At 65.4% G+C, this 26157-nt stretch carries 26 protein-coding genes; 15 read left to right on the top strand and 11 right to left on the bottom strand.

All coding sequences use genetic code 11. The features are described from left to right. Positions 1 to 9: 9 nt before the first annotated feature. The 3 genes from manA to NIBR502772_RS08555 all read left to right on the top strand — a co-directional run bounded on the left by manA (position 10) and on the right by NIBR502772_RS08555 (position 2938). Positions 10 to 1260 (top strand): mannose-6-phosphate isomerase, class I, encoded by a 1251-nt coding sequence (manA, locus tag NIBR502772_RS08565; protein ID WP_141139866.1) that lies wholly within the window; start codon positions 10 to 12, stop codon positions 1258 to 1260. Positions 1261 to 1263: 3 nt separating this feature from the next. After that, a complete protein-coding gene (locus tag NIBR502772_RS08560; RefSeq protein WP_141139865.1) occupies positions 1264 to 2238 on the top strand; it encodes a peptidoglycan bridge formation glycyltransferase FemA/FemB family protein in 975 nt (324 codons plus the stop codon). A gap of 181 nt (positions 2239 to 2419) precedes the next feature. Continuing rightward, positions 2420 to 2938, top strand: a complete 519-nt coding sequence (locus NIBR502772_RS08555) for a hypothetical protein (protein ID WP_141139864.1) — start codon at positions 2420 to 2422, stop codon at positions 2936 to 2938. A gap of 62 nt (positions 2939 to 3000) precedes the next feature. Here NIBR502772_RS08555 and glpX read toward each other — a convergent pair whose 3' ends face one another. Continuing rightward, positions 3001 to 4023, bottom strand: a complete 1023-nt coding sequence (gene glpX / locus NIBR502772_RS08550) for a class II fructose-bisphosphatase (RefSeq protein WP_181037131.1) — start codon at positions 4021 to 4023, stop codon at positions 3001 to 3003. 219 nt (positions 4024 to 4242) lie between these two features. On the opposite strand from glpX, the gene NIBR502772_RS08545 reads away from it, so the two are divergent. From NIBR502772_RS08545 to NIBR502772_RS08525, 5 genes are all read left to right on the top strand, one after another. Then, positions 4243 to 4923 (top strand): DUF4245 domain-containing protein, encoded by a 681-nt coding sequence (locus NIBR502772_RS08545; protein ID WP_141139863.1) that lies wholly within the window; start codon positions 4243 to 4245, stop codon positions 4921 to 4923. Between the two features lie 9 nt (positions 4924 to 4932). Beyond that, complete coding sequence (locus tag NIBR502772_RS08540) at positions 4933 to 5547, top strand: carbonic anhydrase (protein ID WP_104060993.1); 615 nt, start codon at positions 4933 to 4935, stop codon at positions 5545 to 5547. Between the two features lie 76 nt (positions 5548 to 5623). Next, positions 5624 to 7045 carry a class II fumarate hydratase gene (locus NIBR502772_RS08535; RefSeq protein WP_141139862.1) on the top strand — a complete coding sequence of 474 codons (1422 nt, stop codon included), beginning with the start codon at positions 5624 to 5626 and terminating at the stop codon, positions 7043 to 7045. Between the two features lie 117 nt (positions 7046 to 7162). Further along, complete coding sequence (locus NIBR502772_RS08530; protein WP_141139861.1) at positions 7163 to 7828, top strand: TetR/AcrR family transcriptional regulator; 666 nt, start codon at positions 7163 to 7165, stop codon at positions 7826 to 7828. Next, positions 7825 to 9528, top strand: a complete 1704-nt coding sequence (locus NIBR502772_RS08525; protein WP_141139860.1) for an MDR family MFS transporter — start codon at positions 7825 to 7827, stop codon at positions 9526 to 9528. The genes NIBR502772_RS08530 and NIBR502772_RS08525 overlap by 4 nt, the downstream gene beginning before the upstream one ends. 138 nt (positions 9529 to 9666) lie before the next feature. Here NIBR502772_RS08525 and NIBR502772_RS08520 read toward each other — a convergent pair whose 3' ends face one another. Further along, on the bottom strand, positions 9667 to 10224 hold the full coding sequence (locus NIBR502772_RS08520) for a prepilin peptidase (protein ID WP_141139859.1): 558 nt from the start codon (positions 10222 to 10224) through the stop codon (positions 9667 to 9669). Positions 10225 to 10283: 59 nt separating this feature from the next. Here NIBR502772_RS08520 and NIBR502772_RS08515 point away from each other — a divergent pair, with 59 nt between their 5' ends. Next, positions 10284 to 11078: a hypothetical protein gene (locus NIBR502772_RS08515; RefSeq protein WP_141139858.1), complete on the top strand. Its 795-nt coding sequence runs from the start codon at positions 10284 to 10286 to the stop codon at positions 11076 to 11078. A gap of 70 nt (positions 11079 to 11148) precedes the next feature. Beyond that, positions 11149 to 11796 carry a GNAT family N-acetyltransferase gene (locus NIBR502772_RS08510; RefSeq protein ID WP_141139857.1) on the top strand — a complete coding sequence of 216 codons (648 nt, stop codon included), beginning with the start codon at positions 11149 to 11151 and terminating at the stop codon, positions 11794 to 11796. 374 nt (positions 11797 to 12170) lie between these two features. Here the strand turns inward: NIBR502772_RS08510 and NIBR502772_RS08505 are convergent, their stop codons facing one another. Both NIBR502772_RS08505 and NIBR502772_RS08500 read right to left on the bottom strand, forming a co-directional pair. Continuing rightward, positions 12171 to 13601: a PhoH family protein gene (locus tag NIBR502772_RS08505; RefSeq protein ID WP_104060990.1), complete on the bottom strand. Its 1431-nt coding sequence runs from the start codon at positions 13599 to 13601 to the stop codon at positions 12171 to 12173. 250 nt (positions 13602 to 13851) lie between these two features. Next, positions 13852 to 14613 (bottom strand): isoprenyl transferase, encoded by a 762-nt coding sequence (locus NIBR502772_RS08500; RefSeq protein WP_141141999.1) that lies wholly within the window; start codon positions 14611 to 14613, stop codon positions 13852 to 13854. A gap of 154 nt (positions 14614 to 14767) precedes the next feature. On the opposite strand from NIBR502772_RS08500, the gene NIBR502772_RS08495 reads away from it, so the two are divergent. Continuing rightward, positions 14768 to 15490, top strand: a complete 723-nt coding sequence (locus NIBR502772_RS08495) for a hemolysin III family protein (RefSeq protein WP_240484314.1) — start codon at positions 14768 to 14770, stop codon at positions 15488 to 15490. A 39-nt stretch (positions 15491 to 15529) separates the two neighbouring features. Here NIBR502772_RS08495 and NIBR502772_RS08490 read toward each other — a convergent pair whose 3' ends face one another. Continuing rightward, positions 15530 to 15883: a hypothetical protein gene (locus NIBR502772_RS08490; protein WP_246848741.1), complete on the bottom strand. Its 354-nt coding sequence runs from the start codon at positions 15881 to 15883 to the stop codon at positions 15530 to 15532. Positions 15884 to 15997: 114 nt separating this feature from the next. Continuing rightward, positions 15998 to 16903 carry a mycothiol conjugate amidase Mca gene (gene mca / locus NIBR502772_RS08485; RefSeq protein WP_141139856.1) on the bottom strand — a complete coding sequence of 302 codons (906 nt, stop codon included), beginning with the start codon at positions 16901 to 16903 and terminating at the stop codon, positions 15998 to 16000. A 142-nt stretch (positions 16904 to 17045) separates the two neighbouring features. Between mca and NIBR502772_RS08480 the strand changes: the two genes are divergently transcribed. Then, positions 17046 to 17504 carry a DUF4307 domain-containing protein gene (locus tag NIBR502772_RS08480; protein ID WP_141139855.1) on the top strand — a complete coding sequence of 153 codons (459 nt, stop codon included), beginning with the start codon at positions 17046 to 17048 and terminating at the stop codon, positions 17502 to 17504. A 152-nt stretch (positions 17505 to 17656) separates the two neighbouring features. Beyond that, on the top strand, positions 17657 to 18151 hold the full coding sequence (greA, locus tag NIBR502772_RS08475) for a transcription elongation factor GreA (RefSeq protein WP_056343498.1): 495 nt from the start codon (positions 17657 to 17659) through the stop codon (positions 18149 to 18151). A gap of 53 nt (positions 18152 to 18204) precedes the next feature. Here greA and NIBR502772_RS08470 read toward each other — a convergent pair whose 3' ends face one another. Genes NIBR502772_RS08470 through NIBR502772_RS08455 form a run of 4 tightly spaced genes read right to left on the bottom strand, consistent with a single transcriptional unit; the run spans position 18205 to position 22432 of the window. After that, complete coding sequence (locus NIBR502772_RS08470) at positions 18205 to 18822, bottom strand: rhomboid family intramembrane serine protease (RefSeq protein ID WP_141139854.1); 618 nt, start codon at positions 18820 to 18822, stop codon at positions 18205 to 18207. A gap of 8 nt (positions 18823 to 18830) precedes the next feature. Beyond that, positions 18831 to 20069, bottom strand: a complete 1239-nt coding sequence (gene ilvA, locus NIBR502772_RS08465) for a threonine ammonia-lyase (protein ID WP_056343503.1) — start codon at positions 20067 to 20069, stop codon at positions 18831 to 18833. A 49-nt stretch (positions 20070 to 20118) separates the two neighbouring features. Continuing rightward, a complete protein-coding gene (locus NIBR502772_RS08460; protein WP_104060984.1) occupies positions 20119 to 21432 on the bottom strand; it encodes an AI-2E family transporter in 1314 nt (437 codons plus the stop codon). 40 nt (positions 21433 to 21472) lie between these two features. Continuing rightward, positions 21473 to 22432, bottom strand: coding sequence for an aldose 1-epimerase family protein (locus NIBR502772_RS08455; protein WP_141139853.1), 960 nt, complete (start codon positions 22430 to 22432; stop codon positions 21473 to 21475). 150 nt (positions 22433 to 22582) lie between these two features. Here NIBR502772_RS08455 and galT point away from each other — a divergent pair, with 150 nt between their 5' ends. Together galT and galK are read left to right on the top strand one after the other, a co-directional pair. Next, on the top strand, positions 22583 to 23740 hold the full coding sequence (galT, locus tag NIBR502772_RS08450; RefSeq protein WP_141139852.1) for a galactose-1-phosphate uridylyltransferase: 1158 nt from the start codon (positions 22583 to 22585) through the stop codon (positions 23738 to 23740). Between the two features lie 68 nt (positions 23741 to 23808). Further along, positions 23809 to 24972: a galactokinase gene (galK, locus tag NIBR502772_RS08445; RefSeq protein ID WP_141141998.1), complete on the top strand. Its 1164-nt coding sequence runs from the start codon at positions 23809 to 23811 to the stop codon at positions 24970 to 24972. Between the two features lie 100 nt (positions 24973 to 25072). On the opposite strand, the gene NIBR502772_RS08440 is transcribed toward galK, so the two are convergent. Then, positions 25073 to 25957, bottom strand: a complete 885-nt coding sequence (locus NIBR502772_RS08440; protein WP_058929661.1) for a Bax inhibitor-1/YccA family protein — start codon at positions 25955 to 25957, stop codon at positions 25073 to 25075. Positions 25958 to 26157: the final 200 nt, after the last annotated feature.

Genomic DNA, 26157 nt, shown 5'->3' with positions numbered 1-26157 from the left:
ACACTGGCTGTGTACGAAATTGAGAACGTCCTCCGCGACTACGCTTGGGGATCCACCACCGCCATCGCCGGGCTGCTGGGACGGCCCGAGTCCGGCGGGCCGGAAGCCGAACTCTGGATCGGCGCCCACCCCGGCGCCCCCTCGATGGCCCGCCGGGTGGACGGCTCCGTGGCACCGCTGGATGCCTTGATTGCCGAAGATCCGGAACACTTCCTGGGCAGCGAATCTGTGGCCGAGTTTGGCCCGCGGCTCCCGTTCCTGACCAAGATCCTTGCCGCCGCGCTGCCGTTGTCCCTCCAGGTCCATCCCAGCATCGAACAGGCCAAAGCGGGATTCGCCCGGGAGAATGCTGAAGGCATTGCGCCCGATGCCGCGCACCGCAACTACCGCGATGACAACCACAAGCCCGAAATGATCTTTGCGCTGACGCCGTTCGAAGCGTTGTGCGGGTTCCGGGCGCCGACTGCAACCCGGAAGATTCTGCTCCACCTTGCCGCCTGCTTCGACCTGGTGGAATCCGGGGTCCCGCCCCTGCTCGTGGAGCTGCTTGAGGTCCTGGAGAACCCGGACGAGGGCGCCGGCCTCAGGAGCGCCTTCGAGCGCCTGATCACGGGCGGCGAAGACGTCTCCCACACCACAGCCATGGTGGCCGCGGCCCTGATATCCGGCGCTCCGCTGGCACCGTACCAAGCGGAACTGTCCACGGTCATCAGCCTCAACGAGAAGTACCCGGGTGATCCCGGCGTGCTGATTTCGCTGCTGCTGAACAGGATTTCGCTTGCCCCCGGCGAGGCCGTCTACCTCCCCGCGGGCAACGTGCACGCATACCTGCACGGCTTGGGTGTTGAAGTCATGGCGTCCTCGGACAACGTGCTCCGCGGCGGGCTGACGCCGAAGCACATCGATGTGCCCGAGCTGCTGCGGACCATCGAATTCCAGCCGGTGGCCGTGCCCATGCTCACGCCGGAATTCTCCGGCCTTGGCCAGGAGCTCTACCAGCCGCCCTTCCGGGAGTTCCAGCTTCAGCGGATCGAACTGGCACCCGGCGCGGAGCCGGTGCCGCTGGCCCAGGCGGGTGCCGTCGTCGTTATTGTTGTTGCCGGATCGGTGTATCTCGATTCGCCCAAGGGCGACCTGCAGCTGGCCCGCGGGGGCAGCGCTTTCCTTCCCGCCGCGGAAGCACCGGTCAATGTCCACCCGGTGGCCGGTGCCGAGTCCCCTGCCGTTGCCTTCGCCGTGACCACATTCCTGAAGGCCTGAGCCGTGGAATTCTTCCTGCAGACGCCTGCCTGGGCGGATGTCCAGTCGTCGCTGGGCCGCACAGTCCATCAGCAGTCCGGCCCGGGCTGGAGCTTCCTGGCCGTCGAGGAGAAAAACCCGGCCGGAAAGGTCCTCTACGCCCCCTATGGGCCGGTGGCATCCTCCGCGGAGGCGTTCGACGGCGCCCTGGCCGCCCTGGTGGCAACGGCCAGATCGTGCGGCGCCGTGTTTGTCCGGATTGAGCCGGTGTCCGCCGGACTTGACATGCCGGCCGCCTCGGAACTCAGCCGGCGCGGCCTGCAGCCGGCACCCGTGAACCAGCAGCCTGAACTCAGCTGGATCGTGGACCTCGAGGGCGACTTCAAGGACGTCCTGGCCGCGATGAAGCCCGTGAACCGGAACCTCTACCGGAACATCCACAAGAAGGGCGTCACCTTCCGGGCGTCACAGGACCCGGATGACATCAGGATCCTGCTTAACTTCCTGCACATGACATCCCGGCGGAACGGATTCAAGCCGCAGAGCGACGCGTACCTGACGCAGGTGGCGGCCTCCCTCATGCCGGCAGGCGCTGCGACGCTGTTCATCGCCGAACTGCACGGCGGTCCCATCGCAGCGGCCTTAGCCTACGATTCCGCGGATACCCGGACCTACGCCCACGCAGCCTTGGATGACACTCACCGCAAGCTCAGCGCGGGCATCCCGCTCCTGGTGACCCTGATGGCGGACGCCAAGGACCGCGGCCTGAAACACGTGGACCTGTGGGGTGTCGCGCCCGCGGACCAGCCCGACCACAAGTGGGCAGGCTTCACCGCGTTCAAAAAGTCCTTCGGTGGCCGCGAGGTGGAGTACCCGGGCACCTGGGACCTCCCCGTTCAAAAGCTCCGGTACAACGCGTACCAGCTGGCCCGCAAGCTGCGCGACAAGCTTCGCGCCCTCCGCTCCCGCTCCGCGCGCCCGGCGCGAACGGACACTTAAGCCCCCTCACCCCCGCTCTGTCCAGGGCCGCAAGTGTCCTTTCGTGCATTCGACCGGACAAAGCCTGTGGATAACGGTTTTGCCACCGCCAGAGGTGTGCACACTGAAGCATGGGCCTCGCACCGCTCCCTGAGGAGCTACTCACCGGATCGTTTACGTCGGCCGCCCCGGCGGCTTTCGGGTGTCGCGCAAGCGGCAGCGGCAGCCCGACGTCGTTATTCCCTCCAGGGGTGTACGCATCCCTCTGGAGAGCGGCGCCGGTGCCGCGGCCAACCTCCGGGCGTACACTGCGCTGGACGAAACGTCGGTGCTCACGCATCACTCGGGCGGCAGAATATGGGAGTTAGGGCTGCCGCCCTGGCTACAGGAAGACTGGCGGATCCACGTGGCTCGGGAGCGGGAAGGCAGCAGACCCCGGCGTCAGAACGTCGTAGGCCACCGGATGACGTTCAAACCGGGCGAAGTGGTGATGCACGACGGCGCCCATCACTCGGATGCCAGGCAGGTGCGGCCCGACAACAAACGCCGGGCCGTCACTGAACGGCTCTGCTGGACGGAAGTCAGGGTTTTCAAGGAGGACCTGGAGGGAGAAAGACCCTTCGTCATCGCGCTAGTGAGGGCCGCCGTGCAATCCCGCCATCCGGCCGGGGACGTCCAGAATGGCTACCGCGGCAAGGCACATGCGCGAACGGACACTTGAGGCCCACAGTTCCTGGGCCTCAAGTATCCGTTCACGCAGAAGTACGCGGGGTGAAGAACCTGCTAGTTCTTGCGGGCGTAGCCTTCCCACTTGCTGGCCTGGTGCTCGCCGTCGACAAAGCGGATGGTGCCGGACTTGGAACGCATCACGATGGACTGCGTGAGGACCTTGTCCTTGGAGTAGCGGACGCCCTTGAGGAGGTCGCCGTCGGTGATGCCCGTGGCCGCGAAGTAGCAGTTGTCGCTGGACACGAGGTCATTGGTGGACAGCACGCGGTCCAGGTCGTGGCCGGCGTCGATCGCCTTCTGCTTCTCGTCGTCGCTGGTGGGCCACAGCCGGCCCTGGATAACGCCGCCGAGCGACTTGATGGCGCAGGCTGCAACGATGCCTTCCGGCGTGCCGCCGATGCCCATGAGGGCGTCGACGCCGGTGCCGGAGCGGGCTGCGGCAATGGCGCCGGCAACGTCGCCGTCCATGATGAACTTGGTGCGCGCACCGGCTTCGCGGATCTCTTCGACCAGGGGGCGGTGGCGGTCGCGGTCAAGGATCATGACGTTGAGCTGGTTGACCTTCACGCCCTTCGCCTTGGCGATCAGGTGCAGGTTCTGCTTGACCGGCAGGCGGAGGTCCACCATGTCGGCGGCTTCCGGGCCGGTGACGAGCTTCTCCATGTAGAACACGGCGGACGGATCGAACATGGAGCCGCGCTCCGCCACGGCGAGGACTGCCAGGGCGTTGTTGATGCCCAGGGCCGTCAGGCGGGTGCCGTCGATCGGGTCCACGGCAACGTCGCACTCAGGACCGGTGCCGTCGCCAACATGTTCGCCGTTGAACAGCATGGGGGCTTCGTCTTTTTCGCCTTCGCCGATGACCACAACGCCGTTGAAGTGGACCGTGTGAAGGAAGGAGCGCATGGCGTCAACGGCCGCGCCGTCGGCTTTGTTCTTGTCGCCGAAGCCAACCCAGTGGCCGCCGGCGATGGCCGCGGCCTCGGTGACGCGGACAAGTTCAAGGGCGAGGTTGCGGTCTGGCTCGTCGATGCCCACAGCCAGGGAGGGGGAAATCGTGGAGTACTGCTGGGTCATAGGCGCTGGTGACACGTGAACCTCTTCTTCGAGTGGCGATCATTGGACCCGCTCGGCCGGATTCAGCCGGTGCGGTGATTCCTCTGGTACTGATCATAGTCGTGGCAGCGCCTCCGGGGTGTGGCATGACGCAGTCCTGCAACATGGACCTTGAGCCTCCCCCACTCCCCCGACTGTGAGTTGCGCGTAAACATGGGCGACTATAGAGGGGTGAGTGAAATGCAGGAAAAAACCAGCCCCGGGCCCGACCCCTCCGACTCCGGAGCTAAAGGCGACCGCACCGGCACGGCCGACGCAGCCCCTGTCCGCCCAGTAATCCCGGCCGCCGCGGCGAAGCGCGCCAATGCCTCCGTGATCGGCATGATCGTTGCCCTGGTGGTCAGCATCGCCGCCTTCCTGCCCATCATCCTGATGAACCCCCTCCCCAAGAGCGACGGATTCCGCCCGAACATCGACGTCGGCGCGGTGGCCCGGAACGCCACGGATGTGGCGGGATTCACACCCGTAACGCCGGACACCGGCATGTCGTTCAGGTCCAACTACGCCCGATGGGAGTCGGGCAGCGGCAGCGGCGTTCCCACGTGGGAAGTTGGCTATCTGACACCGAACGAGTCCTTCATCGGCCTGGTCCAGACCCGCCAGTCCAACCCCACCTGGCTCGTCCAGCAGACCAAGAGCGCTCCCGTGACGGGAACGCGTGCGGCGGGCGGACAGGACTGGGAGCTGCGTGACACCGGCAAAGGCGAGAAGAGCATGGTGCTGAATTACCGCGGAACCACCGTTGTCCTGACGGGAAGCGCCCAGCTGGACGAATTCGCCGAACTCGCCACCGCCGTCGTGCAGTCCATGGACGCCAACCCGGCCGTCACAGTTTCACCGTCAGCCAGCACTGCCCCGTAAAGTAAGCCCGTGGCTACCTACCTGACCCCCGCCCTTGCCTGGCGCCGCATGCGCGAAGGCAACGAACGCTTTGTTGCCGGCGAATCGTCCCACCCGAACCAGGACGCGTCCCGCCGGTCGTCGCTGGTGGAAAACCAGCACCCGTTTGCCGTGATCTTCGGCTGTTCAGACTCCCGGCTGGCTGCGGAGATTATCTTCGACCTCGGCCTCGGGGACGCCTTCGTGGTGCGCACCGCCGGCCAGGTGATTGACGACGCCGTCCTGGGCTCCCTCGAGTACAGCATCAGTGTGCTGGGGGTGCCCCTGATCGTGGTGCTGGGGCATGACAGCTGCGGCGCCGTCAGTGCCACCAAGTCCGCAGTGGACACCGGCAACATGCCGGTGGGCTTTATGCGGGACCTGGTGGAGCGCATCACGCCTTCTGTCCTGACGTCCATGCGGAACGGCGAGCACGAGATCAACGACATGGTGGTGGAGCATGTCAAGCAGACATCCAAGCGCCTGGTGGACAGCTCCCGTGTGATTTCGGCCGCAATCGAGGACGGCCGCGCCGCGGTGATCGGCCTCTCCTACAGCCTCGCCGAGGGCCACGCCAACGTGGTTTCCGGGATCGGCGAGGTCTAGGCCCAGCCCGAATCATTGCCCGTAGCATGCGGTTCACGGTTTTAGTCCGGGCCCCCGATCGCCCTAAGCTAGCCCCATGACTTCCACTGAAGAATTCCGCATTGAACACGACACGATGGGCGAAGTCCGCGTCCCCGTGAACGCCCTGTACCGTGCACAGACGCAGCGTGCAGTTGAAAACTTCCCCATCTCCGGCAAGACCCTGGAACGCGCGCATATCGAGGCGCTGGCCCGGGTCAAGAAGGCTGCCGCGCAGGCCAACGCAGAACTTGGGGTGCTCGACGGCGAGCTGGCCAAGGCGATCGCTGCGGCTGCCGATGAGGTAGCTGCCGGCAAGTACGACGGCGACTTCCCCATCGACGTCTTCCAGACCGGTTCCGGCACGTCCTCGAACATGAACATGAACGAGGTCCTCGCCGAGCTGGCCACGCGTGCCCTCAAAGCCGCCGGGAGTGACAAAGTTGTCCACCCGAACGACCACGTCAACGCCTCACAGTCCTCCAACGACGTCTTCCCCACCTCGGTCCACGTCGCCGCCACCTCGGCCCTGATCAACGACCTCATCCCGGCGCTCGGCTACCTGGCCGAGTCGCTGGAGCGCAAGGCCGTGGAGTTCAAGGACGTCGTCAAGTCCGGCCGCACCCACCTCATGGACGCCACCCCGGTGACGCTCGGCCAGGAGTTCGGCGGCTACGCAGCCCAGGTCCGCTACGGCATCGAGCGCATCAACGCCGCCCTCCCCCGTGTTGCCGAAGTTCCGCTCGGCGGCACCGCGGTGGGCACCGGCATCAACACCCCTGCCGGCTTCCCGGAACGCGTCATCGAACTGCTCGCCACGGACACCGGCCTGCCGCTGACCGAGGCCCGCGACCACTTCGAGGCCCAGGCCAACCGCGACGGCCTCATCGAAGGCTCAAGCCAGCTGCGCAACATCGCGATCTCCTTCATGAAGATCAACAATGACCTCCGCTGGATGGGCTCCGGCCCCAACACCGGCCTCGGCGAAATCGCCATCCCGGACCTGCAGCCGGGCTCCTCGATCATGCCGGGCAAGGTTAACCCGGTCATCTGCGAGGCGTCCATCATGGTCTGCGCCCAGGTCATCGGCAACGACACCGCCATCGCCTGGTCCGGCACCAACGGCGCCTTCGAGCTCAACGTCGGCATCCCCGTGATGGCCGCCAACCTGCTCGAGTCCATCCGCCTGCTGGCCAACACCAGCCGCGTCATGACGGACAAGATGATCGACGGCATCACCGCCAACGTGGAGCGCGCCCGCTTCCTGGCCGAGGCCTCCCCCTCGATCGTGACGCCGCTGAACAAGTACATCGGCTACGAGAACGCCGCGAAGATCGCCAAGAAGGCCGTGGCCGAGGGCCTCACCATCCGTGAGACCGTCGTCGCCATGGGCTTCCTGGAGCGCGGCGAAGTCACCGAAGAGCAGTTGGACACCGCGCTGGACGTAATGTCCATGACGCGCCCGCCGCACAAGGCGTAAATAAAGTACGACGGCGGCCGCCCACCTTCATCACGAAGGCGGGCGGCCGCCGTCGTTCTTTAAGCGGGCAGAAGCCCAAGTTTGCACTATCATAAAATGAGTGCAAAACTTTACTTTGTGAATGATAGTGCAGAAATCGAAGGCAGCCTCCGCGAGCGCAAGCGCGCCGCAACGCGGGCCGCGATTACCGGTGTCGCCCGGAAACTGACGGCAGAGCGGGGCCTGAACGGATACACCGTTGAGGAAGTCTGCGAGCTGGCCGACATCTCCCGCCGCACGTTCTTCAACTACTTCCCCACCAAGGAAGACGCCATCCTCGGCCACGTGGACGATGAAATCCCGCAGGACGTCATCGAAGGCTTCATCGCCGGCGGCGCGTCGTCCCCGTCCGGCGAGATCTCCCACACCCTGTTCCAGGACCTGATCGGCCTCTCGCTCAAACTGTCCGAAAACATGGCAGCCTCCGAAGAGGAAACCCGCCAGCTGATCGGCGTCATCAAAAAGGAACCGCAGCTGATGCTCCGCATCATCGGCGCCACCGGGGAACGCGAGGCCGAGTTCGCCCGCGTCCTCGCCGCCCGCGAGGGCGTTGAGCCGGACCATCCCGTGGTCCAGATGGCCGTTGTCCTGCTCGGCAACATCGCGAGAAAGAGCAGCATGGCCTATTTCTCCGAGGGCAACAGGCGCCCCTACCAGGAGCTGCTGCTCGAAAACATCGCAGCGGCCCGCCAACTCTTCTCCCAGCACTTCGACGAACCCGTACCCGCAGAAGGACACTCATGACCACCGCTGCCAGCCCCAAGGCCGCAGCCGGCCCGCTGCTGCTGACCCAGAAACGCATCTGGATCATCTTTTCGGCGCTCATCGCCGGCATGCTGCTCTCCAGCCTCGACCAGACCATCGTCTCCACCGCCATGCCCACGATCGTTGGCAAGCTCGGCGGCGTCGAACACCAGGCGTGGATTACCACGGCCTACCTGCTGGCCACCACCATCGTGATGCCCATCTACGGCAAGTTCGGTGACGTCCTGGGCCGCCGGAACCTGTTCCTTGTAGCCATCGCCCTGTTTACCCTCGCCTCAGTGGGCTGCGCCCTGGCCACCGATTTCTGGGGCTTTGTCATCTTCCGCGCCATCCAGGGCCTGGGCGGCGGCGGCCTGATGATCCTCTCGCAGGCGATCATCGCGGACATCGTCCCGGCGAAGGACCGCGGCAAGTACATGGGTCCCCTGGGCGCCATCTTCGGCCTCTCCGCCGTGGCCGGCCCGCTGCTCGGCGGATTCTTCGTGGACCACATGACGTGGGAATGGGCTTTCTACATCAACATCCCCATCGGCATCGCCGCCTTCGTCACCGCCTGGTTCACGCTGACACTGCCTAACAAGAAGGCCGAAAAGCGGATCGATATCCTGGGCGTGATCCTGCTGTCCGCAGCTACCACCTGCCTGATCTTCTTCACCGACTTCGGCGGCAAGAAGGACGAAGGCTGGGATTCACCCCTGACATGGGCCTTCGGCGCCGGAATGCTCCTCTCCGCCGCGGCTTTCGTGATGGTGGAACGCCGCGCGGAGGATCCCATCATCCCGCTCAGCCTCTTCAAGAACCGGATCTTCGTCAACGCCACGGCCATCGGCTTTACCCTGGGCCTGGGCATGTTCGCCGCCATCGCCTTCGTCCCCACGTTCCTGCAGATGTCCTCCGGGACCTCTGCGGCTGAGTCCGGGCTTCTCATGCTGCCCATGATGGTTGGCCTGATGGGCATGGCTATCTATTCGGGCATCCGGATCTCCAAGACCGGCAAGTACAAGATGTTCCCCATCCTCGGCGCCGCCCTGACGATAGCGGCGATGCTGTGGCTGACCACCCTGACCGCCGAAACGCCCATCTGGGTCATCTGCGTCCAGTTGTTCGTGTTCGGCGCAGGACTGGGTTCGATCATGCAGGTCATCGTCCTGGTGGTGCAGAATTCTGTTCCCGCCGATCAGATCGGCACGGCAACCAGCACCAACAACTACTTCCGCGAAGTCGGCGCGTCCCTGGGCGTTGCAGTGTTCGGCGCGATCTTCACCAACCGTCTCTCGGAGTCACTGACCAGCGAGTTCACCGGCGCCGGAGCGTCCGCGGAACAGGCCTCACAGTCCACCAGCACCCTGGACCCGCAGGCATTGAGCCAGCTGCCGGACCAGCTGCGCGACGCAATCGTGAACGCCTACGCGGACTCCCTCGCCCCGGTCTTCTGGTATCTGGTACCGTTCATCGCCCTCGCGCTGATCCTGGCCATCACCCTGAAGCAGATCCCGCTCTCGGGCACCGCCGGCATGGTGGCCCGGGGCGAGGCCATCGGCGGCGAGGAAGCAGAACGCCTGGAAGCAGAGCACCTGGCCCTGTTGGAGGACGGATCGGAGAAGGAGCCCGTTGCCGTCCCGGACGCCGCGGACAGCCTGAAGGACGACGACGGCGAGCTGGTCTCCCAGCGCCGCTGAACGGCGTCGCAAGGCTATAAGCCATAGCGGCGGAAGCCGCAGTAAAAAGCCTGCAGGGGCGCCGCGATCTTGGGGGGTTGCGGCGCCCCTGTTGTTTTCGTCGCGCCTGCGGACCTGGGCCGCAAGTGTCCTCTCGCGCTAAGCGGGCAGGAGCATGGCGGCAGCGGCGCCGGCGAGCATAAACGGGCCGAACGGGATGGAAGACTTCAAGGTGCCGCGGCGGGCCGCCAGCAGGGCCATGGACCAGAGGCCCCCCAGCAGGAAAGCCGCGAAGGTCCCGGCAAAAACGTGCCCCCAGCCGAGATAGCCAAGGTACATCCCCAGTACGCCGGCCAGCTTCACGTCGCCAAAGCCCATGCCGGGCGGGTAAACCATCCGCAGGACAAAATAGAAGGCCCACAGCACCGCGCCCCCGGCCAGGATGCGAAGCGCCGGGATCCCCATTAGCTCGGCAGCAGCGTCGGGTGACCCCGCGAGCGCGGCAGGACCGGCGATCACGTGCACCAAGGCCGCCGCGAGCAACAGAACCCCCGCCACACCGTAGGACGGGAAGACAATCCGGTTGGGCAGCAGATGGTGGCGAACGTCAATCACCGTCAGCCGGGCCGCCATAACCAAAAAGTAGACACATGCGGCCAGCACCAGCCAGAACGCCAGCGGGGTGGCGTCCCACAGGCCATCGAGTCGTCGGATCACCCCTCGGATGCTACTGGATTCGCGCGCCGCACCGCAGAGCCCACGCGTAAACTGTGGATATGTCGACATGGGACACCAGGCGCCGGCCGGATCCGGAGGGCAACGCCGCGGCTGCAGACCTGAGCACCATGTTCCGGAACCTTTGCCGGTCTTCCCCCTGGAAATGGCAGTCACTGCGCTTTGAATACTGGGATGAACCGTTTTCCGACGTCCCCGACCCGTCCGCTCCCCTGGTCCGCGCCTGGCTGCGCCGGCCCGGGGCGCTGCGCCTGGAAACCGCCGACCGGCTTGTCCTCCACAGCACCACCGGCATCAACGATTCCAAGGACGGGTTGTACGTCAGCGCCACCCGGAAGTCCTGGCTGCTGCCGCCCCACCTCGTAGCGCCCGTTTACGACGACGGCGGCCTGGTCAGGCGCCGGCCGGAGGCAGCATACGGCGAACCGGGCTTCGGGAACGGCCGTTTCTCGGCTGCCCTCGATCCCGTGGAACTCGCCGGGAACGCACCGGTCCCCATTGAGTTCCCGGGCACCAACGCCGTGGAGATCGATACCGTGCGCCGAGTGGATCACGATGGCCGGCCGGCGCTGGAGGCAACCGTGACGCCTACGGCGTCCTACCATCCAGCGGATCCCGCCGCTCCGCTCTGCCTGCCCGGCAGCAACCGGGTGCGGATCGACCTGGAAACCGGCGTCTGCGTGGCCAGCCAGTCAATGGAAGCGGCAACCCCGGATTACGGGCACTGGATCCGGATCCTCGCGGTGGACGAATACATGCTGGACGACCTGTTCGTGGCCGAGTCCATGAACCTTACGGACGTCCGCCGCCACATCAGCTGGGACATCCGCGCCTGATCACAGTCCTGGTCCAGGCATCACCGGCGTTTGACAGACGCCCTTGGCCGCCCTGGGCTAGGCTTCCCTGATGACCGCGCTGACTTCCATCTGGCCCCTCTTCGGCCTCGAGCTGACCACACCCCGACTGGTACTGCGTCCCATCGCCGACGCCGATATTCCCGCCGCAGTTGCAGCGGCCGCCAGCGGAGTCCACGAACCCGGCCGGAGCCCCTTCAGCACTCCGTGGACGGAACTGCCGCCGGAAGCATTAGGGCACAACATGGCGCAGTGGTACTGGCGCTGCCGCGGCCAGGCCACACCCGAGGACTGGACCCTGCTCCTGGGCATCTGGTACCAGGACGAATTCATCGGCTGCCAGGACATCGGTGCCAAGGACTTTGCCACCCTCAAGACCGTCAGCACCGGCTCCTGGCTCAAGCAGTCCCTCCACGGCCAAGGGCTCGGCACGGAGATGCGGGCCGCCGTCGCGCTTTACGCATTCGACTGGCTCGGCGCCGAAGTGGCCGAATCCGAAGCCGCCGCCTGGAACGCCGCCTCCCTGGGCGTGTCCCGCTCCCTCGGCTATGAACTCAACGGCACCAACAGGCAATCCTGGGGCGGCAAGGCCGTCGAAGTCCAAAAAGTGCGCCTCACCCCCGCAACCTTCAAACGCCCCGACTGGACCCTCAAAGTAGAAGGCCACGAAGCGGCAGCTAAGTTCCTCATCGTCGGCTGACTGCCGGGCGGCGGCTGGGTTCGTCCGCCCCGAGCACTTCGCCGTCGCTTAGACACCTCCCGCCGCGCCGCTTCACAGAGTGGCCCGTAGCTGGGTCCGTCAGCCCCCGGACCTTCTCCGTCGCTTAGACACAGCGCATAGGGGCCGTTTCGGTCGCTGGGCGACCTCCACGGCCCGATGCGCCGCGATGCGCTCCTACGAGAAGGCCCGGGGCCTGCCGTGTGCGTCGGTCACCTCTCGTGCCGCTTCCTGCGGGACTGTCCGGGACGCACGAGAACGCCGGGTCAGCCTTCCGGCAGCGTGCGTCAGAGCGAGGAACGAGCAGCACGCAGAGGAAGGGTGACCCGGCGTTCGGACGGTACCGGGACAGGACCTTAGATCTCGGCGCCTTCGAGGAGCTCTGTTACCAGGGCTGCGATCGGGGAGCGCTCCGAGCGGGTGAGGGTGATGTGGCCGAAGAGGGGGTGTCCTTTCAGGGTTTCGACGACGGCGGCGATTCCGTCGTGCCGGCCTACGCGGAGGTTGTCACGCTGGGCGACGTCGTGGGTGAGGACGATCTTGGAGTTCTGGCCGATGCGGCTCATCACGGTGAGGAGGACGTTCTTCTCAAGTGACTGGGCCTCGTCGACGATCACGAAGGCGTCGTGCAGGGAACGGCCGCGGATGTGGGTCAGCGGCATGACCTCGAGCATGCCGCGGTCCATGACTTCCTCCACGACTTCCTGGCTGACCAGGGCGCCGAGTGTGTCAAAGACCGCCTGGGCCCAGGGGTTCATCTTTTCCGACTCGGAGCCGGGCAGGTAGCCCAGTTCCTGGCCACCCACGGCGTAGAGCGGGCGGAACACGATCACCTTGCGGTGCTCGCGGCGTTCCAGCACCGCTTCCAGGCCGGCACACAGGGCCAGCGCGGATTTGCCGGTGCCGGCCCGTCCGCCAACCGAAACGATTCCGACGGCGGGGTCCATCAGCATGTCGATGGCGAGCCGCTGTTCCGCCGATCGACCGTGGAGCCCGAATACGTCCCGGTCCCCCTTGACCAGCCGCACCTGCTTGTCAGCGCCCACCCGGCCCAGGGCTGAGCCCCGGTTGGAGAGGATCACCAGCCCGGTGTTGACCGGCATTTCCGCGGCCGCGGGAATGAAGACCGGCTCGTGGCCGTACAGGGTGGAAATTTCCTCCTCGCTGGCTTCCACCTCCGCGACACCGGTCCAGCCCGAATCCTTCACGAGCTCGTTGCGGTATTCGTCGGCAGTAAGTCCCATGGCGGAGGCCTTGACCCGCATGGGGAGATCCTTCGACACCACGGTGACGTTCCGGCCTTCATTGGCCAGGTTCTTGGCCACGGCCAGGATGCGGCTGTCGTTGTCGCCGCTGCGGAAACCCAAGGGGAGCACGTCAGCGGAAATGTGGTTCAGCTCCACCAGGAGGGTGCCGCCCTCGTTTCCGATGGGGATGGGTTTACTCAAGCCACCGTGTTTTACCCGGAGATCATCGAGCAGCCGGAGCGCCTTGCGGGCAAAGTAGCCCAGTTCGGGGTCGTGCCGTTTCCCCTCAAGTTCCGTGATGACAACGATCGGAACAATGACTTCGTGCTCGGCGAAGCGCAGCAGCGCCCGTGGATCCGAGAGCAGGACGGAGGTGTCAATGACGAACGTGCTAATGGTGGCGTCCCTTCCGGAGACAGCAAAACCGGCCGCAGATGTTTCGTCTGCTGCACCGGCTTGTGAGGTGGCTCGCGTGGCGCGAGAGGTAGCTTTCTGTCCCTGGTCAAAAACGGCTTCGGGCAGTTGTTCAGAATTAGCCACATCGACTCCAGCCCCGGGCACGCCCGGAATTGTTATTGGTGAGGCGGCTCGGCCTGGAGGCCGGGTCCGGCCTCCCATACAACCGGTGCGAAATTCGCTCCATGTACTGGCCTCCCCGATCAGCCGGCGTTTTTGCCTGCTGATGCATATAACGTAATTCCCTGCCCAGTAATTTCCGGTGCCATCCGTCGGCGATTCCTGTTGCCGGCTTGTGAATTCCGTATGAACGGGGGCGGACCCGTGATGAGGCTCAGGTCCCGAAGCGCCGCTGCCTGCCGGCGTAGTCCCGAAGGGCGCGGAGGAAGTCCACTTTTCGGAAGGCGGGCCACAAGGCTTCGCAGAAGTAGAACTCGCTGTACGCGCTCTGCCACATCAGGAACCCGGACAGCCGCTGCTCCCCGGAGGTTCTGATCACCAGGTCCGGATCCGGCTGGCCGCGCGTGTAGAGGAAACGGGAAATATCGTCCACGGACAGGGTGTCAGCGAGCGCCGAAATGTCAGAGCCCTTGGCGACGGCGTCGTGAAGCAGCTCCCGCACGGCGTCAACGATTTCGCGGCGCCCGCCGTAGCCCACCGCAACGTTGACATGGATCTTTTCGCGTACCGGAGTGCGGGCAGTGAGCTTGTTGAGCCGTTCCGCCAGGTAGTCGGGCAAGAGCTCGGGGGCGCCCATGGCGTTGACCGAGATGTTGGCGTCATCGTCCAGGCGGTCCAGGGTGTTGGCAATGATCCCCATCAGAAGGTCCAGCTCCTCGCTGGACCGGCTCATGTTGTCCGTGGACAGCATGTAGAGCGTAACCACCTTGACCCCAAGCTCCTGGCACCATCCGAGGAATTCATGGATCTTGTCCGCGCCGGCCTGGTGGCCCTGGCTGGTGGGTGCGTTGAACTGTTTGGCCCAGCGGCGGTTGCCATCCACCATCACGCCGATGTGATTGGGAATACGGCCGCCGGCCAACTCGCGGAGCAGCCGCCTCTCGTAGAAGCCATAAAGGAACCCGCGCAATTCCACGAGGAGACTCACCTGACTTCCGTTGCTGTTCGACGGCATTGCACATCCTAGGCTACCGTCCGGGACCGGGACCGGCGTGACGGGACGTTCCCGGATGACCTGCCATGATTGTTACCCATGAGTAACTTATTCAAAGAGAGGATATTCTGAAGCCATGAACAGCCAGACTCCTGACGGCCCCCGCGCGCCCTCGGCGGACCACGGCCACAGCCCTTTGAACGACGCCGCCGTCCGGCTGGCCGAGCTCCTGATGATCAAGCCCAAGTGGCGCGGCTGGATCCATACCGTCACGGCTCCGCTGGCCCTGGCGGCGGGACTCGTCCTCGTGGTCCTCGCCCCCACTACGGACCGCAAGATCACCTCGGCCATCTACGCTGCCACCGGTGTCCTGCTTTTTGGCATCAGTGCCATCTACCACCGCGGCAACTGGTCTCCGGGCGTGAAGATTGTCCTCAAGCGCCTGGACCACACCAACATCATGCTGGTCATCGCCGGCAGCTATACTCCCCTGGCCTGGTCGCTGCTGGAACAGCCCAAGGCGGTCCTGCTGCTCTGGGTCATCTGGTCCGGGGCCATTCTCGGCGTGCTGTTCCGGCTGTTGTGGACGGACGCGCCGCGCTGGCTATACGTGCCCATCTACATCGCACTGGGCTGCGGCTCGCTGTTCTACCTGCCTGAGTTCTTCGCGGCCAGCGTCCCCGCCGCCGTCCTCATCTGTGTGGGCGGCGTTCTGTACATCACCGGCGCCGTGTTCTACGCGCTGAAGAAACCCAACTTCAGCTACGAACACTTTGGCTTCCACGAACTCTTCCATGCCCTGACGGTCCTGGCCTTCGCAGCACATTTCACGGCGATCGCCATCGCAGTCCTCAGCTGAACTGTTGAGGCCGGCAGGAACACGTAGGTCCGGCCCGCTTCAGTCGCGGGGCCGGTCGGCGGCCTGGCCGTGACCGTTGTCTTCGAGGCCTGCCTTGTCGCCGGTCGCATCCGTGTCGCCGGCAACACCGAGGCCGTCGTGGCCGTCCGCAGCTTCAATGTCCGCTGCCTCGGCCGCTGCCTGGCGTTCCTCTTCCACCTGCGCCCGGTAGCGGACGCGGCGGATGCGGCGGACCATGTCCACAATCAGCAGCGTGGTGGCCAGCACAAAGAAAGCCGTCATGATGAAGCCCCACAGACCCGGGGTGATCTGGTCCTCGGAGATGCCCTCACGCAGGCCGGGCGTCGGCAGCGGTGAGGGAGTGGTGGTCAGGGCGAGGAGCAAGTGGTGCACGGTTCAAACCTTCTGTGGAAACTGATGGGCAGCCGGCCGGGGATTCCGGAGGCGGGTCCGCGGGACTCGGACCAGCCCACAGCTTTTCTACACGGCATAGAATACGCTGCCGCTCTATCTTAGCCCGGCGAAAAGGTCCTTTTCGGGCAATTCCGCGGGGACCCTGGACTCGATCAGGGAGTAGTCTTCCCACGGCCACACGCGGCGCTGCATCTCGGCCGACACGGCAAAGAAGAACCCCAGCGGATCAACCTGGGTGCGGTGCGCACGGAGGGCGTCGTCGCGGGCCTCAAAAAAGTCCCCGCAGTCGATCTGCGTGGTGGTGGCATGGGCACCCTGCGGCGGGGTGTGGCCTTCCGCGTCCGTTTCCAGCCACGCGGCCAGCCGCTGGGCGTACGGGGACTGCAGGCCTGCTTCCTCCAAGGCAAAATGCAGTGCGCGGAACCGGTCCGGGCTGAAGGCCCTGTCGTAATAGAGCTTGCTGGGTTCCCAGGCCGCTCCGGCGTCGGGATACCGGCTGGGGTCACCCGCAGCCGCAAATGCCTCCACTGCCACCCGGTGCGCCATGATGTGGTCCGGGTGCGGGTATCCCCCGTTTTCGTCATAGCTGACGATCACCTGCGGCTTGAAGTCCCGGACCAGCCGCACCAGCGGCGCCGCGGCGCGTTCCAGCGGCTGGACGGCGAAGGATCCGGCCGGCAGCGGCGGCAGCGGATCGCCCTCGGGCAGCCCGGAGTCCGTGAATCCCAACCAGCGCTGCTGGATGCCCAGTACCTTGGCCGCCTGGTCCATTTCCAGCCGGCGCGCCCCGGCCATGTCCCGCTTGGGATGCGGCTCGCCTTCCACGGCAGGGTTCTGGATGTCTCCGCGGGATCCGTCGGTGCAGGTGGCCACCATAACTTCCACTCCGGCGGCGGCGTACATGGCCATGGTCGCGGCACCCTTGCTTGACTCGTCGTCCGGGTGCGCGTGCACGGCTAGCAGCCTCAGCGTTGCCGGGGTATTGGTGGACGCTGTCATCGAGGACGGCTCCTTATTCTTCTGCGGCTGCTGTGACGGCCATTGGACTGAGGACTGCATGACTGGACGGACGGGGCAGCTGTGCCGGGGGTGCTGATCCGGCCCGGACGGCCACGGCCTGGAACCGAACTAAACTGGACTGGTGACTACCCAGGATCAGCCCGCCGCGTCCCCGCCTGCAGACACTAGCCTAGCCAATCGTTATGGCAGTAAAAAGCAGTCCCTCCCGCGTGCGGTCAAACGTGGCATTGCCGTAGCGGCGCTGGCGGCCGGAGTGGGGTTTATGGCCTGGGTCTCCACGTCCTCAGCCGGCTCTGACGTGACGTTCAAGGACATCGGCTTCAGCACCATCGATGCCACGGCGACCGAGGTCGATTTCCAGGTCACCAGGGAACCAGGGACGGCCGTCAAGTGCGCCGTCAAGGCCCTCGACTCCAAGTTCGCCGTGGTGGGCTGGAAAGTAGTGGACATCCCGCCCGGGAAAGCTGACGGAACGGCCGACGGCGGCAGGACAGTTTCGCAGCGCGTGACACTCCGGACGGAGTCCCTGTCAGTTTCCGGCGTGGTGGACGACTGCTGGATTCCGGGTGCCGGGACGTAGCGCCGTGTGATCTATGCCCCATCCCGGGTTGGGTATGTCCAGAGTTTTGACTACAATGGGTCAATACCTTTACCCCGCTGAGCTGGTTGCTGAGTTCCATAAGTGGCCACCGTTGCGGGGTCTTTTGCATGTACGACCATTAGGAGAAGTCCGTGTCTACCACCAACAGCGCGCCTGCAGCCTGGCTCACCCAGGAAGCTTTTGACCGCCTGAAGGCAGAGCTGGACCACCTTTCCGGCCCTGGCCGTGCGGAGATCGTCCAGAAGATTGAAGCTGCCCGGCAAGAGGGCGACCTAAAGGAAAACGGCGGCTACCATGCAGCCAAAGAAGAGCAGGGCAAGATCGAAGCCCGGATCCGCCAGCTGACGGCCCTTCTGCGCGATGCCCACGTGGGCGAGTCCCCCGCTGACGACGGCATTGTGGAGCCCGGCATGCTCGTTGTTGCCCGGATCGCAGGCGACGAAGAGACATTCCTGCTGGGGTCCCGCGAAATCGCCGGCGATTCAGACCTGGACGTGTTCAGTGAGAAGTCACCTCTCGGCGCCGCAATCGTCGGCCACAAAGAGGGCGCGAAGCTCAGCTACACGGCTCCGAACGGCAAGGACATCACGGTGGAGATCCTCTCCGCCAAGCCTTACGCAGGCTGACGCTTCACACTGATCGTTTCAGGCCAACCAAGCCTGGCCAACGCCGGCCCCCGTCAGGGGGCCGGCGTTCTTGCGTGCTTGGGGCGCAGCAACAGGGCAGCGACAACTCCGCCTGCCGCGCCGCCGAGGTGCGCCTGCCAGGAGATGTAGCTGCCCATGATGGGCAGCACCCCCAGCAGGATGCCGCCGTAGACCATAAACAGCACCACGGCGAGCAGGATCTGGCGCCAGCTGTGGTTGAAGAAACCCCGCACCAGGAGGAAGGCGAACAATCCAAAAACCAGGCCGGAGGCGCCAACGGTGATGCCGCCGTCGCCAATCAGCCACACTGTCAGTCCGGAGCCCAGCCAGCTGAACCCGAGGGCCGTCAGGAACACCCTCACGCCGGAGAGGAACACCAGGAAGCCGAAGACGATCAGGGGCAGGGCATTGGACAGCAGGTGGTTCAGATTGGCGTGCAGCAGCGGGAACGTCAGGATGTCCAGAAGCCCGTCCGCGGACCGGGGCCGGAGCCCGAAAGTCCGGTTCAGGGCATGCAGGGTCAGCATGTTGAACAGTTCGATCATAAAGAGCACGGCCACAAAGCCGCCGGCCACCAACAGTCCGCCCTTCGCCCGCGAGGCTGTGGTTTCCCGGTCCCGCGGCTTTCCGTCCCCCATCGCGTCAAGCATGGCTACTCCTAATGCACCACAATGGGCTGGAAACCCTCGGCACGGAGGGCGCCGAGGACCTGCTCACAATGTTCGTGGCCCTTGGTTTCGAGGTTCACGGTGATGGAAACGTCGCCCATGCTGATGGAGCCGCCAACACGCGTGTGATCCAGGCCCGTGACGTTCGCATCGTTTTCGGCGATGATGCGGGCGATGGTGGCCAGCGAGCCCGGCCGGTCATCCAGCATCATCCGGACTGTCATGTAGCGCCCGGCGGCGGACAGGCCCCGCTGGATGACTTTAAGCATCAGCATCGGATCGATGTTGCCGCCGGACAGGATCACGGCCGTGGTCCCAGGGTTTTCGATTTTGCCGTCCATCAAGGCTGCAACTCCGACCGCCCCGGCGGGTTCCACCACCATCTTGGCCCGTTCAAGCAGGAAGATCAGGGCCCGCGCCAGGGAATCCTCGCTGACGGTGACAACATCGTCCACCAGCTCGCGGATGATGCTGAAGGGCAGCTGTCCGGGCCGGCCCACGGCGATGCCGTCAGCCATGGTGGATACCTTCTTCAGCGGAACCAGGGCGTCGGCGGCAAGGGACGGCGGATAGGCCGCGGCGTTTTCGGCCTGGACACCGATGATGCGGATTTCCCGGCCAAGTTCCCTGGCCCGGGCCTTGACGGCTACAGCCACTCCGGCCAGCAGCCCGCCGCCGCCCACACCCATCAGGATGGTGTCCACATTGGGGATCTGCTCGAGAATCTCCAGGCCGATGGTTCCCTGGCCGGACACCACATCAACATTGTCGAAAGGGTGCACAAAGACCATGCCGGACTCGTCGGCGTAGCGCTGCGCCTCGGCGAGGGCCTCATCCACGTTGTGGCCGTGGAGGATCACCTCCGCACCGTGGCTGCGCGTGGCCGCCAGTTTCGGGAGGGCTACGCCCAGCGGCATGTAGATGCGGGCCTTGATGCCCAGGCTTTTGGCGGCCACGGCCACGCCCTGTGCGTGGTTTCCGGCTGACGCGGCCACAACGCCGCGTTTTTTTTCCTCAGCCGAGAGCTTGGCCATGCGGACATAGGCACCGCGGACCTTGAACGATCCGGCCCGCTGCAGGTTTTCGCACTTGAAGAAGACGTCGCCGCCAACCATCCCGCCCAGGGCCCGTGACGATTCCACCGGGGTCCGCATAATAATCCCCTCGAGCAGCTTCTGCGCCTCCAGGACATCGTCCAGCGTGACGGGAAGGGTTTCAAGGGTGTTCACGGACTTATTCTCCTTGGGTGGATACGGCTCCGGCGCCCTGGCTCATGTTTCAGGCCTGGGCGTCCGGATTGGCGGCTTCTGTGCTGGCTGCGGCGTCCTTGCCGCGCTTGGGCTTGAAGCCCGGCAACCGGACGTCCCTGATGGAGTCATCATGGTCCGGGCCTGGCGTCACCGGCCCTCCGGGGGTTGCCAGCACCTGTTCATGTTCCCACGTTCTGGCGGCGATGTAGCGAATTGCGGAGTTTGCTACGGCGAGGATGGGGACTGAGAACAGCGCGCCGGGGATGCCCGCAAGGTACGAACCCGCGGCCACAGAGAGGATGACCGCCACCGGGTGCAGGGCCACGGCCTTGCCCATCACGAGGGGTTGCAGGATGTGGCTCTCCAGCTGCTGGACCAGCAGGACGATAGCCAGCATGATCAGGGCGTTGACCGGCCCGTTGGCCACCAGGGCCAGGAGTACGGCGATGGCCCCTGTCACCAGGGCACCGACTACCGGGATAAAGGAACCGATGAACACCAGCACGCTCAGGGGCAGTGCCAGCGGCACCCCGATGATGGCCGCGCCGGCGCCGATGCCTACCGCGTCAACAAACGCAACAAACATCTGGATCCGTGCGTAGCTGACCATCGAAGTCCAGCCCTTGCGTCCGGCACCGAACGTTGCCGCCCGCGCTTTCTTCGGGAGGAGTCGGACCAGGAAGGCCCAGATCCTGTCGCCTTCGAGCAAGAAGAAGATCAGGATGAACAGAGCCAGCACCATTCCCGCGGCGAAGTGGCCAGCGGTACTTCCGAAGGACAACGCACCGCTGAGGATGCTGCTGCTGTTGTTCTGGAGTGCGGCGGATGCTTCCTTGAGGTACTGGTCGATCTGGTCGGCGGTGAGGTGCAGGGGTCCTTCGGCCAGCCAGTCCTGGACCTGCTTCACGCCGGTCAGCGCCTGGGACCACAATTCGCCGAAACCTGAAGCCAGCTGGCGTCCCACCAGGGCAAGGGCGCCAGCAATCACACCGATGAACCCCAGCACCGTGATGGCCACCGCGGCGCCATTTGGCAGGCGCCTGCTCCGCAGCCAGCGCACTACCGGGCTCAACAGCCCGGCCAGCAGCGCGGCCACCATAACGGGAATAATCAGGAAGCTGATCCGGCTGAGCAGCCAAATCAGGGCGCTGGCCACCAGAAGGATGAGACCGAGCCGCCAGGCCCACGACGCTGCGATCCGGATACCGTAGGGAATGTCCTGCTCAAGCTCCCGGTCCGCCTGCACCCGGGCCGGACGGACGGGTTCCACCGGCCGGACCGTGTCCGGCGCCGTGCCTGTGGGCTTTGAATCGGATGGGGTGGCGTCCTCGGCTGGCGTCATAGCCTAATACTTCCTCAGCACCGCCCCTTATGCGAAACGGCTACCCGGCCCCGCCCAGGACAGCATCGATCCCCCAGGCCATCGTGAACGTTTCCCCGGCCGAAAGCCACCGCAGCCCGTCACCCGAGTTGAAGGCGTTGGCCGGACCGGTCATGGGTTCGATGGCCACCGCCCTGGGCCTGCCGGGCAGCTCAGTTGTCACAAAGATGTGGACGTAGCCGCAGGATTCGTCCTGCCACAAGGTGACACTGCGGCCGTCAGGTGCGCTGAGCACATGGCGGGCCGCACCGCCGTCGAACGTCAGGTCAGTGAGGGCTACATCGATCTCAAGGTCCCCCACTCTTTGGCCGCTACGGAAGTCACTGTCCCCGCTGACGGGCTCCGAGCTCCGCGGGATGAGGCGCTGGTCCGCCACCAGGCGGGTGCCGGCGGCGACGGTCAGGGTGAGCTGGTCCACGTCCGCGTCGCCCAGCCGCAGGTATGGGTGGGCGCCGAGGACGAACGGCGCTGGCGCGTTGGAATCGTTGATCAGCGACTGGCGGACTTCCAGGCCAAGATCCTCAGCGAGAAGGTACTGGACCCGGTGGCGCACCAGGAAGGGGTAGCCATGCTGCGGGAACACCGTCGCCTCGAGGGTCACCGAATATTGCGATTCATCAACCAGGCTGTAGGCGGAGTTGCGGAGCAGTCCATGACTGGCGTTGTTCCGGGAAACCTCCGTAATGTCCAGTTGCTGCTTCTTGCCGTCCAGGTACCAGAGCCCGTCCTCCACCCTGTTTGCCCAAGGGGCGAGGGTGATCCCGGCGGCACCGGGGGAAATCTCGGCGTCCCCATAGGTCTCGGTGAGCTGGACACCGGCCCGGCTGTAGAGCCGCAGGCCGGCCGCCAGCTCAGTCACAACTGCGAACGCGTCACCCCTGCGGAGTTCGTACTGCCGGCCGGTGGCGTAGGTCTGGAATCCGGCGGGAATGCTCGCGTCCGGGGTTGCGCTCGAAGTCATGAGCACCACCGTAACAGGGGGCAAGGACTGCCTGCCATCACCGCGAGATGTTCTCTTTTGTGTGAAACTATTCTTTTTTGAGCGAAATATGGGATGATCGAGGCAACGGACGCCCGGCATCTCCGGCACCAGCACGCAAAGGACCCCGCCATGACAGGTATCACCACCACCACCCTCGCCGATGGCCGGGAGCTGATTTATTTCGACGACGGCGCCACTGCCAAGCCACGCACGGCGGCCACCACTACCGATCACCGGCCTTTACCCGAGCGCGGCGAGCCTGGCGAAGTACGCTTCGATGCCCTCACCGACGAGTGGGTGGCTGTCGCGGCGCACCGGCAGTCCCGCACCCACCTCCCGCCTGCCGACCAGTGCCCCATCTGCCCCACCACACCGAACAACCCCTCCGAGATCCCAGCACCCGACTATGACGTTGTGGTGTTTGAAAACCGCTTCCCGTCGCTGGGCCCGGCCGTGGGGCCAGTGCCGTCCACTCCGGCCTGGGGCACCACCGGACCCGCGTACGGACGCTGTGAAGTAGTGGCGTTCACGCCCGAGCACACGGGATCGTTCAGTGGCCTGGGTGAGGCCCGCGCCCGGACTGTGGTCGAAGCGTGGGCGCACCGCACCGAAGTCCTCAGCAAACTGCCGGGGATCAAGCAGGTGTTCCCGTTCGAAAACCGCGGGGCCGACATCGGCGTCACCCTCCACCACCCGCACGGCCAGATCTATGCGTACCCCTACGTCACGCCCCGGGCAGGCGTCATCGGAGCGGCCGCACGCAAGTTCTATGATGGGTCCGACGGACGGCAGACGCTCACGGGCTCGCTGCTGCGGGCGGAACGCGAGGACGGGAGCCGAATGGTGATGGAGGGCGAGAATTTCAGCGCCTACGTGCCGTTCGCTGCCCGCTGGCCGCTGGAAATCCACCTGGTGCCGCACCGGCAGGTACCCGACCTGGCCGCCTTGAGCGGTGAGGAAAAGGATGAACTGGCCCATGTCTACCTTGACCTGCTCAAACGGCTCGATGCCCTGTATCCGACGCCGACGCCCTACATTTCCGCCTGGCACCAGGCCCCTCTTGACGACCTCCTGCGCCCCGCCAGCTACCTGCACCTCCAGCTGACGTCGCCCCGCCGGGCAGCGGACAAGCTCAAGTTCCTGGCCGGCTCCGAAGCCGCCATGGGCGCCTTTATCAATGACACCACCCCGGAAAGCGCGGCGGAACGGCTCCGTGCCGTGGTGGTGCCCGAGTCCAGCCCCGCCCCTGCTGCTCTGGGGGCCCTGCCTGAAGGAGTACACGCGTGAGCGCCTCCCCTGACCCGTTTACTGCCCGGACCGCACTGACCAACCCGGCGGAACCGGGCACTGAGGACCTGGACAGAGCGCAGCCCGGCACCGCGGACCTGGCCGCCCGCTTTGGGCAGGAGTTCGGCAGGCTGCCCGACGGCGTCTGGCAGGCACCGGGGCGCGTTAACCTCATCGGCGAGCACACCGACTACAACGAAGGTTTTGTGCTCCCGTTCGCGATCGACAAGACCGCCCGGGTGGCTGTCGCAGTCCGCCCGGACTCCACGGTCAGGCTCCTCTCCACTTATGGTGACCACGGCATGGTCACCGCCGACCTCGGCTCCTTGGACGCGGCTTCCGCCAAGGGCTGGACGAAGTATCCGCTCGGTGTGATGTGGGCGTTGCAGCAGCAGGGCATCAGCGTTCCGGGGGTGGACCTGCTGCTCGATTCAAACGTTCCCCTGGGCGCCGGCCTGTCCTCATCGCACGCCATCGAATGCGCGGTCATCTCAGCCCTGAATGACCTGACGGGAGCGGGGCTTGAACCCGAAGAGATGGTCCTCGCCACCCAGCGCGCCGAGAACGACTTTGTCGGCGCCCCCACGGGCATCATGGACCAGTCAGCGTCGCTGCGCGGATCCAAGGGGCATGCGGTCTTCCTGGACTGCCGCGACCAGAGCGCTCAGCTGGTTCCCTTCGAAACAGAACCTGCAGGGCTGGTGATGCTGGTGATCGATACCAACGTCTCCCACTCCCATGCGGACGGCGGGTACGCCTCCCGCCGCGCGTCCTGCGAACTGGGCGCCGAGGTCCTGGGCGTCAAGGCACTGCGTGACGTCCGGATGGAGGACCTGGAAGAAGCCGCCGGCCTCCTGGACGAGGTCACCTACCGGCGCGTGCGCCATATCGTGACCGAAAACGACCGCGTGCTGCAGACCGTGGAGCTGCTGGCCAGTGCGGGCCCCGGTTCCATCGGCGCGCTGCTGGACGCCAGCCACGCTTCCATGCGGGACGACTTTGAAATCTCCTGCGCGGAACTGGATCTGGCCGTGGCCACCTCGCGCGCCAACGGCGCAATCGGCGCCCGGATGACCGGCGGTGGCTTCGGCGGGGCCGCCATCGCGCTCACCCCGGTGACGTCGGAGCAGCAGGTGCGCGCCGCCGTCGTGCGTGCCTTCGAAGAAGCCGGCTACACGGCCCCTGACATCTTCACCGTGACCCCTGCAGCGGGAGCCATGCGCATTTCGTAGCGCTGATACCGCAAAAAGAGGGCCCGCCGGATGCGAATTGCATCGGTGGGGCCCTCTTCTTGTGAGTGCGAATTACGACGGCGGACGCCGGGTTTTGTTGTCAGTCCTCGCCGCGGAGGATGGCCAGGACGCGGATGATCTCCACGTACAGCCAGACCAGGGTGACCGTCAGGCCGAAGGCAGCGGTCCAGGAGAAGCGCTGCGGTGCACCGCTCTGCACGCCGGCTTCGATGCTGGTGAAGTCCATGACCAGGGAGAACGCGGCCAGGCCGATGGCCAGGATGCCGATGACAACACCAATGATGCCGCTGCGCAGGCCGAAGGGTTCCGTCGTCATACCCGTCATCATCATGACCAGGTTGACCACGGAGAACAGGCCGTAACCCACCAGGGCGATCATAAAGAACTTCATGGCCTTGGGAGAGGCGCGCACCTTGCCGCTCTTGAACAGGAGCAGCGTCACGGTGAACACGGACAGCGTGCCGATGACGGCCTGCAGGCCGACTCCCGGGTACATCAGGTCAAGCACGCGGGTGAGGCCGCCGAGGAACAGGCCTTCGAGCCCGGCATAGGCCAGGATCAGGGCCGGCGAAGGCTGCTTCTTGAACGTGTTGACCAGTGCCAGGACGAAGCCGCCCAGCGCACCGACGATCATCAGGATGCTGGCCAGCCCCATACTGACAAACAGGGTCACCGCGGCACCGGCCAGCAGGACTCCGAGGCAGGCAGCAGTCTTGACGATGACGTCGTCGTACGTCATCCGGCCGGTGTCCGCGGGACCCGCGGCCGGCTGGTTGTACATCTGGCGCAGCTGCTCATCGGTCATGTTCTGTTGCTGGCCCCAACCATTCTGGGGATCCATGACCTGGCCGGGAGCCCGCTGGCCGTACTGTGCCTGTCCGTAGGGTGCCTGCGGGACACGCGGTGCCTGCGTTGCTCCACGGAAATTCTTTCCGTTGAAGATCGGGTTTCCGCCAAGTGCCATTGCTGGTGTCCTCCAAGTAAAGGGTTGAGTCGTGACTTACGAACCACGCTACCAATATCTACGCGCTCACGCCCCAATAAGTTCCCCGTCCATGGCGCCGAAACGCAACCGTGATGCATCCGAGTGGACGGTCGCACGCGCCGCCGGGCCGCGCGTAGGCCAGGCCGCCCCCCGGAGGAATACTGCTGATCAACAGAAGT

The organism is Pseudarthrobacter sp. NIBRBAC000502772 (genome assembly GCF_006517235.1).
In the GTDB taxonomy this organism is placed as follows: domain Bacteria; phylum Actinomycetota; class Actinomycetes; order Actinomycetales; family Micrococcaceae; genus Arthrobacter.
This window is presented reverse-complemented; position numbering and strand designations above follow the sequence as displayed.

Excerpts from the sequence above, each read along its gene's own strand:
- NIBR502772_RS08495 (WP_240484314.1), top strand. The coding sequence starts at position 14,768 with ATGAACAGCCAGACTCCTGACGGCCCCCGCGCGCCCTCGGCGGACCAC.
- NIBR502772_RS08455 (WP_141139853.1), bottom strand. The coding sequence starts at position 22,432 with ATGACTTCGAGCGCAACCCCGGACGCGAGCATTCCCGCCGGATTCCAG.
- NIBR502772_RS08545 (WP_141139863.1), top strand. The coding sequence starts at position 4,243 with ATGCAGGAAAAAACCAGCCCCGGGCCCGACCCCTCCGACTCCGGAGCT.
- NIBR502772_RS08510 (WP_141139857.1), top strand. The coding sequence starts at position 11,149 with ATGACCGCGCTGACTTCCATCTGGCCCCTCTTCGGCCTCGAGCTGACC.
- galT (WP_141139852.1), top strand. The coding sequence starts at position 22,583 with ATGACAGGTATCACCACCACCACCCTCGCCGATGGCCGGGAGCTGATT.
- NIBR502772_RS08525 (WP_141139860.1), top strand. The coding sequence starts at position 7,825 with ATGACCACCGCTGCCAGCCCCAAGGCCGCAGCCGGCCCGCTGCTGCTG.
- NIBR502772_RS08535 (WP_141139862.1), top strand. The coding sequence starts at position 5,624 with ATGACTTCCACTGAAGAATTCCGCATTGAACACGACACGATGGGCGAA.
- mca (WP_141139856.1), bottom strand. The coding sequence starts at position 16,903 with ATGACAGCGTCCACCAATACCCCGGCAACGCTGAGGCTGCTAGCCGTG.
- glpX (WP_181037131.1), bottom strand. The coding sequence starts at position 4,023 with ATGACCCAGCAGTACTCCACGATTTCCCCCTCCCTGGCTGTGGGCATC.
- NIBR502772_RS08470 (WP_141139854.1), bottom strand. The coding sequence starts at position 18,822 with ATGCTTGACGCGATGGGGGACGGAAAGCCGCGGGACCGGGAAACCACA.
- NIBR502772_RS08440 (WP_058929661.1), bottom strand. The coding sequence starts at position 25,957 with ATGGCACTTGGCGGAAACCCGATCTTCAACGGAAAGAATTTCCGTGGA.
- NIBR502772_RS08460 (WP_104060984.1), bottom strand. The coding sequence starts at position 21,432 with ATGACGCCAGCCGAGGACGCCACCCCATCCGATTCAAAGCCCACAGGC.
- NIBR502772_RS08515 (WP_141139858.1), top strand. The coding sequence starts at position 10,284 with ATGTCGACATGGGACACCAGGCGCCGGCCGGATCCGGAGGGCAACGCC.